Origin of the sequence: Streptomyces sp. HUAS MG91, from assembly GCF_040529335.1 — a bacterium.
Classification (GTDB): domain Bacteria; phylum Actinomycetota; class Actinomycetes; order Streptomycetales; family Streptomycetaceae; genus Streptomyces; species Streptomyces tabacisoli.
Genome location: NZ_CP159534.1, coordinates 1,770,707 through 1,783,521, shown reverse-complemented (window position 1 = coordinate 1,783,521; position 12,815 = coordinate 1,770,707). Strand labels below are relative to the sequence as shown.

Below are 12,815 nucleotides of genomic sequence, written 5' to 3'. Positions count from 1 at the left end.
GACGGATCCGAAAACGTGAACGGTCCCCTACTGTCCGAGCATGCCCAGGACGACCCCGCCCCGTGCCCTCGCCGCCGCCCTCCTCGCCTGTGCCCTGCTGACGGGCCTCGCCGGGTGCGGTGACGACGACGGCGGCCCGCGCCGGGTCGGCAAGGTGCTCGACACGACCGACAGCGACGGCCGCCACTTCCGCCAGATCCCCGCCGAGGGCGCCCCCGAGATCGGCCTGGTCGTCCAGCCCGACCCGCGGCCCTCCGGCGGCTGGGACGTCCGGCTCCGGGTGCGGAACTTCCGGTTCAGCGACAGGGACGCGGCGGACCGCGCCGTGCACGGCCGCGGCTACGCCCAGCTCTACCTGGACGGCACCCGCCTGTCCCGGCTGCGCGCCGACGACTTCCGGCTGCCCGGCACCCGCGTCAGCCGCGGCACCCACAAGGTCACCGCCCGGCTCTACGCCGACGACGGCACGGCCTGGGCGGTCGAGGGCCAACCCGTCGAGGCCACCGCCGACCTCACCGCGTCCGCGGCGGAGACGGCATCCCCATCTCCGTGAACCGGCCGTAGGGTGACCGGCATGCCTCATCCGACCTCCTTGCGCCGTACGCCCGTCCAGCAGCGCAGCGCCGAGCGGCTGAGCCGGATCCTCGACGCCTGCGCCGATCTCCTCGACGAGGTCGGCTACGAGCAGTTGAGCACGCGGGCCGTCGCGGCCGCCGCCGACGTCCCCATCGGCTCGGTCTACCGCTTCTTCACCAACAAGCGCGCCATGGTCGACGCCCTGGCCCAGCGCAACCTGGAGCGCTACGCGGAGCGCGTCACCGGGCGCCTCGCCACCATCGCGGCCGACGACTGGCGCGCCGCGATGGACGCCGTCCTCGACGAGTACCTCGCCATGAAGCGCACCGCTCCCGGCTTCTCCCTGGTCGACTTCGGCACCCAGATCCCGGTCGGCGACCCCGACTCCGCCCCCAATCTGCGGGTCGCGGACACCCTCACCGACCTCCTCGCCCCGCACCTCGGCCGGACCGCCGACGACGCGCTGCGGCGGACGTTCCTGGTGGCGGTCGAGTCCGCCGACGCGCTGGTGCGGCTCGCGTTCCGGCTCGACCCGGCGGGCGACGAGCGGATCATCACCGAGACCAGGGAACTGCTGCGCGCGTACCTGACCCGGACCCTCGACTGACGGCGCCCACCTCCTCGTACACCTCGTAAAGCTGTGACCTGGAGTTTTGCGCTTATTGCTCACGCGTCAACATCTTGTTAACGCGGAGGAACGGGCCCTAGCGTCTCGCTGACCGCCGACCCCCGGGCGGCAGTTCAACGGCGAACGACGATAGGAACCCCCTCCATGCTGACGATCCTCGGATTCGTCATGATCGCCACCTTCCTGGTGCTGATCATGATGAAGAAGGTGTCGCCGATCGCGGCGCTCGTGCTCATCCCGGCGCTGTTCTGCGTCCTGGTGGGCAAGGGAGCGCACCTCGGTGACTACGTCATCGACGGCATCGGCGACCTGGCGCCCACCGCCGCCATGCTGATGTTCGCGATCGTCTACTTCGGCGTGATGATCGACGTCGGTCTCTTCGACCCGATCGTGCGCGCCATCCTGAAGTTCGCGAAGGCCGACCCGGTCCGCATCGTCGTCGGCACCGCCGTGCTCGCCGCGATCGTCTCCCTGGACGGCGACGGCTCCACCACCTTCATGATCACCGTCTCGGCGATGTACCCGCTGTACAAGCGCCTGAAGATGAGCCTGGTCGTGATGACCGGTGTCGCGGCCACCGCCAACGGCGTCATGAACACCCTCCCCTGGGGCGGCCCGACCGCCCGCGCGGCCACGGCCCTCAAGGTCGACGCCACCGACATCTTCGTCCCGATGATCCCCGCGCTCGGCGTCGGCCTGCTCTTCGTCCTCGTCCTCGCGTACGTGCTGGGCCGCCGCGAGCGCAAGCGCCTGGGCTACCTCTCCCTCGACGAGGTCACCGAGACCGTGACCGAGACGGCCGACGAGAAGGTCCTCGTGGGCGCCGGCACCGGCACCGGCGCCGGCGCGGGCGGTACGGGCGGCGGGGACCACGCCGCCGATGCCGCTCCCGCCCACCGCACCGAGGACGGCGAGACGTTCACCGGCCTCGACCCGAACCGGCCCACCCTGCGCCCGAAGCTCTACTGGTTCAACGCGCTGCTCACGGTCGTCCTGCTGACCGCCATGATCATGGAGTTGCTGCCGATCCCGGTCCTGTTCATCCTGGCCGCCGCGCTCGCGCTCACCGTCAACTACCCGCACATGCCCGACCAGAAGGCCCGCATCGGCGCCCACGCCGAGAACGTCCTCAACGTCTCCGGCATGGTCTTCGCCGCCGCCGTCTTCACCGGCGTCCTCCAGGGCACCGGCATGGTCGACCACATGGCGAAGTGGGTCGTCGGCGGCATCCCCGACTGGATGGGCCCGCACATGGCCCTGGTCACCGGCGTCCTCTCCATCCCCTTCACCTACTTCATGTCGAACGACGGCTTCTACTTCGGCATCGTGCCGGTCCTCGCCGAAGCCGGTCACGCGCACGGCGTCTCCACCCTGGAGATCGCCCGCGCCTCCCTCGTCGGCCAGCCCCTGCACATGTCCAGCCCGCTCGTCCCGGCCGTGTACGTGCTCGTCGGCATGGCGAAGGTCGAGTTCGGCGACCACACCCGGTTCACGGTGAAGTGGGCCGCGCTGACCGCGCTCGTCGTCCTCGGCGCCGGTCTGCTCTTCGGGATCGTGTGACCGACGGATGAGCCGCACCTGGCTGCTGCGCCTCGTCATCGCCTTCAGCTTCGCGCAGGGGGCGGTGTCGATGGCGCGGCCCGCCGTCTCCTACCGGGCGCTCGCCCTCGGCGCCGACGAACGCGCCGTCGGCGTCATCGCGGGCGTCTACGCACTGCTGCCGCTGTTCGCCGCGGTGCCGCTGGGGCGGCGCACGGACCACGGCCGCTGCGCCCCGCTGCTGCCCGCCGGCGTGGTCCTCATCGCGGGCGGCTGCGCGCTGAGCGGCACCGCGGACTCCCTTGCCTGGATGGCCGCGTGGAGCGGCGTGATGGGCCTCGGCCACCTCTGCTTCGTCATCGGCGCCCAGTCGATCGTGGCCCGGCAGTCGGCCCCCGACGAACAGGACCGCAACTTCGGCCACTTCACCATCGGCGCCTCGCTCGGCCAGCTCGTCGGGCCGATCGCGGCGGGCGCGGTGATCGACGGCGCCGACATGGGCGGCACCAGCGCGCTGGCCCTGCTGATCTCGGCGGGCGTCTGCGCGTTCGCCCTCACCTCGCTGTGGCGCATCGAGGCCCGCCGTACGGTTTCCGGTCCGCGTACGGGGGTGAGCGCGTCCCGGGTTCCCGTGCACCGCATCCTGCGCACCCGGGGCGTGCCCGGCGGCATCTTCATCAGCCTGGCCGTGCTGTCGGCCACCGACATCCTCACGGCGTACCTGCCGGTGGTCGGTGAGCACCGGGGGATCGCGCCCGCCGTGGTCGGTGTGCTGCTCAGCCTGCGCGCGGGTGCCACCATCGCCTGCCGCCTGGTCATGACGCCGCTCCTCGCATGGCTGGGCCGCGCGCTGCTGATCACCTCGACGTGTCTGCTGGCGGCGCTGCTGTGCGCGGCGATCGCGCTTCCCGTGCCGGTGTGGGCGCTGGCGGTGATCCTGGTGCTGCTGGGTTTCTGCCTGGGTGTCGGCCAGCCCCTCTCCATGACCACGGTCGTCCAGGCCGCCCCGCCGGACGCCCGCTCCACGGCCCTGGCCCTCCGCCTGACCGGCAACCGGCTGGGCCAGGTGGCGGCGCCGGCCTCGGCGGGGGTCGTCGCGGGGGTGGCCGGTACGGCGGCGCCGTTCGTGATGCTGGGCGGCCTGCTCCTCGTCGCCGCGGGCCTGGGCCTGCGCCGGGGGACTCCGTCCCGGCTGCCGGGTCCCGTCCGTGGTGGCCCGCGGGCCGGTGGCCGCTCCTCGCGCAGTTCCCCGCGCCCCTGAAACCAGTTCCTGCGCGCGGCTCTCGTCGTGGCTGGTCGCGCAGTTCCCCGCGCCCCTGAGATGCGCACTGCGTGCGCCATCTCCTCAGAGGCGCGCCACCCGCCCTTCATCAGAGGCGCGCCACCCGCCTTTCATCGGAGGCGCGCCACCCGCCCTTCCTCAGAGGCGCGCCACGTGTCCTTGATCAGAGGCGCGCGGAGCGCAGCCTCAGGGGGAGGCTGCGCGCAGCGCATGCCTCAGGGGCGCGGGGAACTGCGCGAGAAGAGGCCACCGGCCGTCAGCCGACCGACAACCCGAAAAGGGGCGCGGGGAACTGCGCGACCAGCCCGCGCCGGGCCGTCAGCCGACCGGTAACCCCGGGGAGGAATCGTCGGCGGCGTGACAGTCGTCTCTGGCGCCAGAAAACTATCACCGCTAGTTTGGAGCGCAGGACGACAGCAACATCACGCGGTACTCGGGAGGAGAGCCATGAAGGCCCACGACGGGATGTACATCGACGGCGAATGGCGCCGGGCGCTGACCGAGGAGACGATCACGGTCGTCAACCCGGCCGACGAAACGGTCATCGGCCACGTCCCCGCGGGCACCGCCGAAGACATCGACGCAGCCGTACACGCCGCCCGTACCGCCTTCCCGGCCTGGGCCGCCACACCCCCCACCGACCGCGCGGCGCGCATCGCCGCCCTGCGCGACGTCCTCGTCGCCCGCAAGGACGAGGTCGCCGAGACGGTCACCGCGGAGCTCGGCGCGCCGCTCGCGTTCTCGCAGACCGTGCACGCGGGCGTACCGATCCTGGTCTCGGGCTCGTACGCCGAACTGGCCGCCTCCCACCCCTTCGAGGAGAAGGTCGGCAACTCCACGGTCTACTCCGAGCCGGTCGGTGTCGTCGGCGCGATCACGCCCTGGAACTACCCGCTGCACCAGATCGTCGCGAAGGTCGGCCCGGCCCTCGCCGCGGGCTGCACGGTCGTCCTGAAGCCGGCCGAGGACACCCCGCTCACCGCCCAGCTGTTCGCGGAGGCGGTCCACGAGGCGGGCATCCCGGCGGGCGTCTTCAACCTGGTCACGGGCGTCGGCGCGGTCGCGGGACAGGCCCTCGCCGAGCACCCGGACGTGGACCTCGTCTCCTTCACCGGGTCGACCGCGGTCGGCCGGCAGATCGGCGCGACGGCGGGCGCGGCGATCAAGCGCGTGGCCCTGGAGCTCGGCGGCAAGTCGGCGAACGTCATCCTGCCCAGCGCCGACCTCGCGAAGGCCGTCAACGTCGGCATCGCCAACGTCATGGGCAACTCCGGCCAGACGTGCAGCGCCTGGACCCGCATGCTCGTCCACACGGACCAGTACGACGAGGCGGTCGAACTCGCCGCGACGGCCGCCGCCAAGTACGGCGACCGCATCGGCCCGCTCGTCAACGCCAAGCAGCAGGCCCGGGTGCGCGGCTACATCGAGAAGGGCGTCGAACAGGGCGCCCGCGTCGTCGTCGGCGGCACCGGGACCCCGCACGAGAAGGGCTACTACGTCGCCCCGACCGTCTTCGCGGACGTCACCCCCGAGATGACCATCGCGCAGGAGGAGATCTTCGGCCCGGTCGTCTCCCTCATCCGGTACGAGGACGAGGACGACGCCCTGCGGATCGCCAACGGCACCGTGTACGGCCTCGCGGGTGCCGTCTGGGCCGGTGACGAGGCCGAGGCCGTCGCCTTCGCGCGCCGCATGGACACCGGCCAGGTCGACATCAACGGCGGTCGGTTCAACCCGCTGGCCCCGTTCGGCGGTTACAAGCAGTCGGGCGTCGGCCGGGAACTCGGCGCGCACGGCCTGTCCGAGTACCTCCAGACCAAGTCCCTCCAGTTCTAAGGGAGTCACCGATCACCATGGTCCGCGCCGCTGTCTGCACCGCCGTCGGTTCCCCGCTGGAGATCACCGACATCGACCTGCCCGAGCCCGGCCCCGGGCAGGTCCGCATCGAGCTCGCCGCCGCCGGGGTCTGCCACTCCGACCTGTCCCTGACCGACGGCACCATGCGGGTGCCGCTCCCGGCCGTCCTCGGCCACGAGGGCGCCGGCACGGTCGTCTCCGTCGGCGAGGGCGTCACGCATGTCGCGCCCGGCGACGGCGTCGTCCTCAACTGGGCGCCCTCGTGCGGCAATTGCCACGCCTGCTCGCTGGGCGAGGTCTGGCTGTGCGCGAACGCGCTGGCCGGAGCGGGGAACGTCTACGCGAAGAAGTCGTCCGACGGTTCCGACCTCCACCCCGGCCTGAACGTCGCCGCGTTCGCCGAGGAGACGGTCGTCGCCGCCAACACCGTCCTTCCGGTACCGGACGGCGTCCCGCTCACGGACGCGGCCCTGCTCGGCTGCGCCGTCCTCACCGGCTACGGCGCGATCCACCACTCGGCGCGCGTACGCGCGGGCGAGACGGTGGCCGTGTACGGCGTCGGCGGCGTCGGCCTCGCCACGATCCAGGCGGCGCGCATCGCGGGCGCCTCGAAGATCGTCGCGGTGGACGTCTCGCCGGAGAAGGAGGAGCTGGCCCGGCAGGCGGGCGCCACGGACTACGTGCTCGCCTCCGAGAACACGGCCCGCGAGATCCGGGGACTGACCGGCAAGCAGGGCGTCGACGTGGCCGTGGAGTGCGTCGGCCGCGCGGTCACGATCCGTACCGCCTGGGAGTCCACCCGGCGCGGCGGCCGCACCACGGTCGTCGGCATCGGCGGCAAGGACCAGCAGGTCACCTTCAACGCCCTGGAGATCTTCCACTGGGGCCGCACCCTGTCCGGCTGCGTCTACGGCAACTCCAACCCGGCCGACGACCTGCCGGTCCTCGCGGACCACATCCGCGCGGGCCGCCTGGACCTGAGCGCGCTGGTGACGGAGCACATCGCCCTGGACGGCATCCCGGCCGCGTTCGACAACATGGTCGCGGGCAAGGGCGGCCGGGCACTGGTGGTCTTCTAGGGCCGGTTGCCGAGGCGCTACTGATCGACTTGGCGCGGCGCGGTCAGTCGGGGGAAGGACCGCGCCGCCGCCAGGAACACCAGCGTCGTCAGCACGAACGGCCAGGTGAACGTCGTCGCCCCGAACGCCGGGGCCACGGCCGCCGCCACCACGGACCCGGCCAGCGCGTACGGCAGTGTCCGCGGCCCGGCAGCCAGGAACGCCCCGCACAGGGCGAGCGCCACGAGCACGCCGTTGTAGCCGCCGAGGCCGTCCGTGAGGCGGGCGGCCGGTGCTCCGAGCGCCCATGCCGTGGCCATCGCGGCGGCGTTCCCGAGGCCGGCCACCGCGGCCACGCGCGGCCCCGCCACCAGCAGCCCGGCGAGCACGAGCGCGCCCACGTACCACTGGGGCAGCAGGAAGATCTGCCCGAACCCGGCGAGGAACCCCCTTGCGGCGTCGCCGAGTTGCAGCGACCCGACGCCGTCCGCCGCGTGTCCGGTCACCGGCCCGGCCGGGCGGGCCAGTTCGATCGCGGTCGCCACCGCGCAGAACGGCAGCGTCAGCGCGGGCAGCCCCCACGTCCCGAGCGCCCGCCCGGCCGCGGCGGTCACCACGGTCGCCGCGCCGCAGCCGAGCAGCGCGACGAGCACCGTCGACACCCGTTCGCCGCCCAGCAGCACGGCGCAACTCACGCCGACCAGGCAGGAGTTGAACCCCTCCAGGCCCTGGGCGAGCCGTTCCCTCTCCACACCGAGCAGCCACGCCCCGGCGGTGCCCAGGGCCGCGCCGCCGATGCCGTAGACCCCGTACGTCCAGCCCGCCGCGAACAGCGCCGCGGTGAACAGCAGGCCCGTCAGCGCGCGGGGCAGGAAGACCACCTGCCCCGTGCCCCGCAGGACGAGCAGCCCGAACTGCCTGCAATCAGTCGCCCAACTATGCCCGATTTCGGGGCGAATTGAGGCCCCGGCCATCTGTGCCATCCGCCGCTCCCGCGTTACGAGGATGTTTCCGAACCCGGCGGATGGACTGTACAGGTAGTTGTTAGGAGCGGGGGAGGCGCATGCCTCAGGGGCGCGGGGCACTGCGGGGCCGGCCGCGACGCACCCGCACCCGGCACACGAGCCGTCAGCGCGCCGCCGCGCCCACCTGCGCGTACTGCACCGAAAGCCCGTCGAGCAGCGCGGTGAGCCCGGTCTCGAAGGCGCGGTCGTCGATCAGCTCCTGCCGGTCGGCGAGGAGATGGGCCTGCCCGAGATGCGGATAGTCGGCGGGATCGTAGGCGGTCTCGTCGTCGACGAACCCGCCGGCGAACGACCCGAGCGCGGACCCCATCACGAAGTACCGCATGAGCGCGCCGATGGAGGTGGCCTGCGCGGGCGGCCACCCCGCGTCCACCATCGCCCCGAAGACGGCGTCGGCGAGCCGCAGTCCCGCCGGGCGCCGGCCGGGCCCCTGGGCGAGCACGGGCACGATGTTCGGGTGCTCGCGCAGCGCCGCCCGGTACGAGACGGCCCAGTCGTGCAGCGACGTGCGCCAGTCCCGCTCGTCGGCCGCGTCGAACATCGACAGATCGACCTGCGCGCTGACCGAGTCGGCGACCGCCTCCAGGATCTGGTCCTTGGTGCGGAAGTGGTTGTAGAGGGACGGCCCGCTCACTCCGAGCTCGGCCGCGAGCCGCCGCGTGGAGACGGCGGCGAGCCCCTCGGCGTCGACGAGGGCGCGGGCCGCGTCGACGATGCGGTCTCGGCTGAGGAGGGGCTTGCGCGGTCGGGCCATGGCGCACATAGTAGGGCTGTCCGCTTAAAACTAGCAGTGCTAATTTAAAGAAGAGGCCTGCGGTCCGTCCCTGGGGAGAGTCGTCCATGAATCTGGAGCTGAACGAGGAGCAGACGGCCGTCCGGCGGCTCGCCGCGGACTTCGTGGACCGCGAGATCACGCCGAACGTCGTGACCTGGGACCGTGCGGAGGAGGTCGACCGCTCGATCGTGAAGAAGCTCGGCGAGATCGGCTTCCTGGGCCTGACGATCGACGAGGAGTACGGCGGCTCCGGCGGCGACCACCTCTCCTACTGCCTGGTCACGGAGGAGCTGGGGCGTGGCGACTCGTCGGTGCGCGGCATCGTCTCCGTCTCGCTCGGACTGGTCACCAAGCCGATCCAGCAGTGGGCGAACGAGGAGCAGAAGCGGTACTGGCTGCCCCGGCTCACCGCCGGCGACGCGCTCGGCTGTTTCGGCCTGACCGAGCCCGGCCACGGCTCCGACCCGGCCCACCTCCGGACGAAGGCCGTGCGCGACGCGGCCACCGACGAGTACGTCATCAACGGCACCAAGATCTTCATCACCAACGGCACCTGGGCCGACGTCGTCCTGCTCTTCGCCCGCACCAACGACACCCCGGGCCACAAGGGCATCTCCGCCTTCCTGGTCCCCACCGACACCCCCGGCCTGACCCGCAACACCATCCACGGCAAGCTCGGCCTGCGCGGCCAGGCCACGGCCGAGCTGGTCCTGGAGGACGTCCGGGTCCCGGCGAGCGCCATGATGGGCCCGGAGGGCAAGGGCTTCTCCGTCGCCATGTCCGCACTCGCCAAGGGCCGGATGTCCGTCGCGGCCGGCTGCGTCGGCATCGCCCAGGCCGCGCTCGACGCCGCCGTCGGCTACGCCACGGAGCGCGAGCAGTTCGGCAAGCCCATCGCCTCGTACCAGCTGGTGCAGGAGATGATCTCCGACATCGCGCTCGACGTGGACGCCGCCCGCCTGCTGACCTGGCGCGTCGCCGATCTCATCGACCGCGGCGAGGACTTCGGGACCGCCGCGTCGAAGGCCAAGCTCTTCGCCTCGGAGGCGGCCGTGCGCTGCGCCAACAACGCGCTCCAGGTGTTCGGCGGTTACGGGTACATCGACGAGTACCCGGTCGGCAAGCTGCTGCGCGACGCCCGCGTCATGACCCTCTACGAGGGCACCAGCCAGATCCAGAAGCTCATCATCGGCCGCGCGCTGACCGGGGTCTCGGCCTTCTGAGTACGCGGATGAGTACGGGAGCGGATGGGGCCGCGGCGCTGTCCGTTCCATGCTGTGCGGCATGAGTGACACACCGGTCAAGCAGCAGAACACCACGGCCTACTACGGTCAGGCCATCGCGTCCTTCGCCCTCGCGCTCGGCGCGGTCTCGATCGGGATCTACCGCCTCGACGCCAGCGGCTGGATCAGAGCGTTCCTGGCGATCTCGGTCCTGTATCTGACGACGTCCGCGTTCACCCTCGCCAAGGTGATCCGTGACCGCCAGGAGGCGGACCAGATCGTCAGCCGCGTCGACAAGGCCCGTATCGACAAGATCCTCGCCGAGCACGACCCGTTCAAGCCGGTCGCCTGAGACCGTCCTCCGGTCCCGGGGGAGCGAGGCAGTCGATCCGGTAGGCGCCCGTACGCGCGTCCCGGTGGACTCCGTGGATCTCGCTGAGGAAGCCCGGGAAGGACCGGTCGCGGGCTTCGAGGGCGGCCAGGAAACGCAGCACGGTCCCCGACGCGGGCCCGCAGTTCTCGCCGGGCATCAGCAGCGGGATGCCCGGCGGCGTCACCACGATCATCGAGGCCGCGGTGCGGTCCGCGGCCTCGCGCAGGGAGAGGAGTTCGGAGGGCTCGCCGGCGTCGCGCCGGTAGGCGTCCCCGGGGGTGCAGTCGGCCGGGGGCGCCGTCGTGTGCGCGCGGTCCAGGAGTTCCGCGTGCCCGTGGTCGCGCAGGTGCGCGTGCATGCGCCGGCACAGCTCACGCAGAGTGATCCCGCGGTAGTGCCCGGGATGCCCGGCGACGAGATCCGGCAGGACCTCCTCCAACGCGGCGTCGGCGTCGTACAGCTCCTTGAACTCCAGCAGGGCACGTAGCAGCGCGGTCCACTTCTCGCGGGTCGTACTCATGGAGAACAGGAACAGCGCGGTGTAGTCGCCGGCCTTCTCGACGGTGATGCCCCTGGTGTTCAGGAAGGCGCTCAGTACGGGCGCCGGGACGCCCCGGCGCGTGACGTCCCCGCTCGCGGTCACACCGGGGCACAACAGGGTGACCTTCAGCGGGTCCAGCAGGCAGTAGCCGTCCTCCAGACCCCTGAACCCGTGCCAGGACGCCCCCGGTTCCAGCTCCCAGCAGGACGGCTGTGCGGTCAGCAGGCCGGCCGGTGCCTCGGCGAAGGCCATCCGCTCGCCGGTGGCGGGGTCCGTGACGTGCGAGGGCTGCCAGACCCCGAAGAACCACCCGTCCCGCGCGTCGGCGGCCGTGAGGCGGTCGGCGGTGCGGACCATGGCCTGCCGGAAGGCCACCGCCTCACGGACCGAGTCCGCGACCAGCGCCCTGCCGGGCTCCCCGTCCATCATGGCGGCGGCCACGTCGAGGGAGGCGATCATCGGGTAGGACGGTGAGGTGCTGGCGTGCATCATGTACGTCTCGTCCAGCCGCCTGTCCTCCACGGGGGCACGCGGCGCCGACCTCACGTGGAGCATGGCCGCCTGGGAGAGCGCCGCGAGCATCTTGTGCGTGGACTGCGCGGCGAAGACGGTGGGCCGGACGGCGTCGGACAGCGCCTGCTCGGTGACGGCCATGGCGTAGCGGTCGCGGTAGAGCGGGTGGAAGCGCGCGTAGCCGAACCACGCCTCGTCGAACAGGATCCGCGGAACCGCCCCGGCGAGCACCGTGCTGGTGCGCACGGTGTCGTAACACAGCCCGTCGTACGTGGAGTTGGTGATCACCGCCAGATCGGCGGGCTCGGTCTCCAGCTCCGCCGGCGGGACCGGGCCGATCAGTCCGTAGCCGTTGCGCGTGGGGTTCAGGTAGCGCGGCCGGGCACCGCTGAGGACCAGCGCGTGGAGCACCGCCTTGTGGCAGTTGCGGTCCACCGCGGCGCTCCGGCCCGGGCCCAGCGCGTAGTGCCCGACGATGCGATTGGACGTGGAGGTGCCGTTGAGGACGAAATAGGTCCGGTCGGATCCGAACACGCGCGCGGCATTCGCCTCCGCCTCGCCGATCGGTCCGGAGTGTTCGAGCAGTGAGCCGAACTCGGCGACGGACACCGAGATGTCGCCGCGCAGCAGTTCCGCACCGCAGAAACCGTGGAACTCCCGGCCCACGTCCGACGCCAGAAAAGCCCGGCCCGCGGCATGGGCGGGAGTGTGCCACGACGTCGTCTCGCGCCGGGTGAACCTCCGCAGTGCGTCGAAGAACACCGGGCGTGCGGATTCGGGGCGCTTTCCGATGACGGTGAGGACTTTCGCGGCGTCCTCCTCCGGGGCGTCGCGGCCCAGCAGAATCCGTCCGGCCTCGCCGGGGACGCGGCTCGGGGGACCGCTCGCGTCCGGGCCCGCAAGCAGCAGGATGAGCGGCACCGACGGGAACAGCCCGGTCACCGCGCGGTCCGCCAGCAGACGGCTGTCCACCACGGCGGCGGTGGCCGACCGGTGCGCGCCGTCCCCGGCGAGGGGGAGCCCCGCCTGCACCTCGACCTGAAGTCCTTCCGCGCGCAGGATGTCGCGCCAGACGCCGAGATCGTGTGCGGCCAGGTCGTCGAGAGCGCCTCCCAGATAGGTGCAGATCCGTGTACGGCTTTCCATTTTCCGCTCCATTCCTCGGCTCTTCGCTGAATTCGGGGGAATTCTGCCACGGCCGAGTGCCCGCTTTTGCGGCGGAGATGGGTCGAATCAGCGGGCGTGCGGCGGCATTCGGAATGCGGACAAGTGCGCTCCCGCGTCGTGGGCACGCCAGGAGCGGTAAAAGCCTCGGAAATGACATCGCAATCCGCCCAGTGGAGTGGATTTCCCGGGTGTCTCGAAAGGGTGCATCCAATACCTGGACTGCTCGCGAATAAATGCGCCGCCCTTGTATTTACGTCT

11 protein-coding genes are annotated in these 12,815 nt (G+C 71.8%); 8 read left to right on the top strand and 3 right to left on the bottom strand.

Annotated features, from left to right (window positions below; translation table 11 throughout):
- The first annotated feature begins 40 nt into the window (after nucleotides 1–40).
- From ABII15_RS08245 to ABII15_RS08220, 6 genes are all read left to right on the top strand, one after another.
- Nucleotides 41–553: a hypothetical protein gene (locus ABII15_RS08245; RefSeq protein WP_353941618.1), complete on the top strand. Its 513-nt coding sequence runs from the start codon at nucleotides 41–43 to the stop codon at nucleotides 551–553.
- Nucleotides 554–574: 21 nt separating this feature from the next.
- Nucleotides 575–1,183, top strand: coding sequence for a TetR/AcrR family transcriptional regulator (locus ABII15_RS08240; protein WP_353941617.1), 609 nt, complete (start codon nucleotides 575–577; stop codon nucleotides 1,181–1,183).
- A 108-nt stretch (nucleotides 1,184–1,291) separates the two neighbouring features.
- Nucleotides 1,292–2,764: a CitMHS family transporter gene (locus ABII15_RS08235; protein ID WP_353946992.1), complete on the top strand. Its 1,473-nt coding sequence runs from the start codon at nucleotides 1,292–1,294 to the stop codon at nucleotides 2,762–2,764.
- 7 nt (nucleotides 2,765–2,771) lie between these two features.
- Entirely contained in the window at nucleotides 2,772–4,004 is a 1,233-nt protein-coding gene (locus ABII15_RS08230; RefSeq protein WP_353941616.1) for an MFS transporter, read from the top strand.
- Nucleotides 4,005–4,472: 468 nt separating this feature from the next.
- Nucleotides 4,473–5,861: an aldehyde dehydrogenase family protein gene (locus ABII15_RS08225; protein WP_353941615.1), complete on the top strand. Its 1,389-nt coding sequence runs from the start codon at nucleotides 4,473–4,475 to the stop codon at nucleotides 5,859–5,861.
- A 17-nt stretch (nucleotides 5,862–5,878) separates the two neighbouring features.
- Entirely contained in the window at nucleotides 5,879–6,961 is a 1,083-nt protein-coding gene (locus ABII15_RS08220; protein WP_353941614.1) for a Zn-dependent alcohol dehydrogenase, read from the top strand.
- Nucleotides 6,962–6,978: 17 nt separating this feature from the next.
- Here the strand turns inward: ABII15_RS08220 and ABII15_RS08215 are convergent, their stop codons facing one another.
- Both ABII15_RS08215 and ABII15_RS08210 read right to left on the bottom strand, forming a co-directional pair.
- Nucleotides 6,979–7,923: an urea transporter gene (locus tag ABII15_RS08215; protein ID WP_353941613.1), complete on the bottom strand. Its 945-nt coding sequence runs from the start codon at nucleotides 7,921–7,923 to the stop codon at nucleotides 6,979–6,981.
- 145 nt (nucleotides 7,924–8,068) lie between these two features.
- Nucleotides 8,069–8,719, bottom strand: coding sequence for a TetR/AcrR family transcriptional regulator C-terminal domain-containing protein (locus ABII15_RS08210; RefSeq protein WP_353941612.1), 651 nt, complete (start codon nucleotides 8,717–8,719; stop codon nucleotides 8,069–8,071).
- Nucleotides 8,720–8,805: 86 nt separating this feature from the next.
- On the opposite strand from ABII15_RS08210, the gene ABII15_RS08205 reads away from it, so the two are divergent.
- Together ABII15_RS08205 and ABII15_RS08200 are read left to right on the top strand one after the other, a co-directional pair.
- Nucleotides 8,806–9,963, top strand: coding sequence for an acyl-CoA dehydrogenase family protein (locus tag ABII15_RS08205; protein WP_353941611.1), 1,158 nt, complete (start codon nucleotides 8,806–8,808; stop codon nucleotides 9,961–9,963).
- 61 nt (nucleotides 9,964–10,024) lie between these two features.
- Nucleotides 10,025–10,315: a YiaA/YiaB family inner membrane protein gene (locus tag ABII15_RS08200; RefSeq protein ID WP_353941610.1), complete on the top strand. Its 291-nt coding sequence runs from the start codon at nucleotides 10,025–10,027 to the stop codon at nucleotides 10,313–10,315.
- On the opposite strand, the gene ABII15_RS08195 is transcribed toward ABII15_RS08200, so the two are convergent.
- Nucleotides 10,299–12,536, bottom strand: coding sequence for an arginine decarboxylase (locus ABII15_RS08195; RefSeq protein WP_353941609.1), 2,238 nt, complete (start codon nucleotides 12,534–12,536; stop codon nucleotides 10,299–10,301). The genes ABII15_RS08200 and ABII15_RS08195 overlap by 17 nt on opposite strands.
- Nucleotides 12,537–12,815 lie beyond the last annotated feature (279 nt).

Bases quoted from the DNA above. Each gene is read 5' to 3' on its own strand.
- ABII15_RS08245 (WP_353941618.1), top strand. From the start codon at position 41: ATGCCCAGGACGACCCCGCCCCGTGCCCTCGCCGCCGCCCTCCTCGCC.
- ABII15_RS08240 (WP_353941617.1), top strand. From the start codon at position 575: ATGCCTCATCCGACCTCCTTGCGCCGTACGCCCGTCCAGCAGCGCAGC.
- ABII15_RS08230 (WP_353941616.1), top strand. From the start codon at position 2,772: ATGAGCCGCACCTGGCTGCTGCGCCTCGTCATCGCCTTCAGCTTCGCG.
- ABII15_RS08225 (WP_353941615.1), top strand. From the start codon at position 4,473: ATGAAGGCCCACGACGGGATGTACATCGACGGCGAATGGCGCCGGGCG.
- ABII15_RS08220 (WP_353941614.1), top strand. From the start codon at position 5,879: ATGGTCCGCGCCGCTGTCTGCACCGCCGTCGGTTCCCCGCTGGAGATC.
- ABII15_RS08215 (WP_353941613.1), bottom strand. From the start codon at position 7,923: ATGGCACAGATGGCCGGGGCCTCAATTCGCCCCGAAATCGGGCATAGT.
- ABII15_RS08210 (WP_353941612.1), bottom strand. From the start codon at position 8,719: ATGGCCCGACCGCGCAAGCCCCTCCTCAGCCGAGACCGCATCGTCGAC.
- ABII15_RS08205 (WP_353941611.1), top strand. From the start codon at position 8,806: ATGAATCTGGAGCTGAACGAGGAGCAGACGGCCGTCCGGCGGCTCGCC.
- ABII15_RS08200 (WP_353941610.1), top strand. From the start codon at position 10,025: ATGAGTGACACACCGGTCAAGCAGCAGAACACCACGGCCTACTACGGT.
- ABII15_RS08195 (WP_353941609.1), bottom strand. From the start codon at position 12,536: ATGGAAAGCCGTACACGGATCTGCACCTATCTGGGAGGCGCTCTCGAC.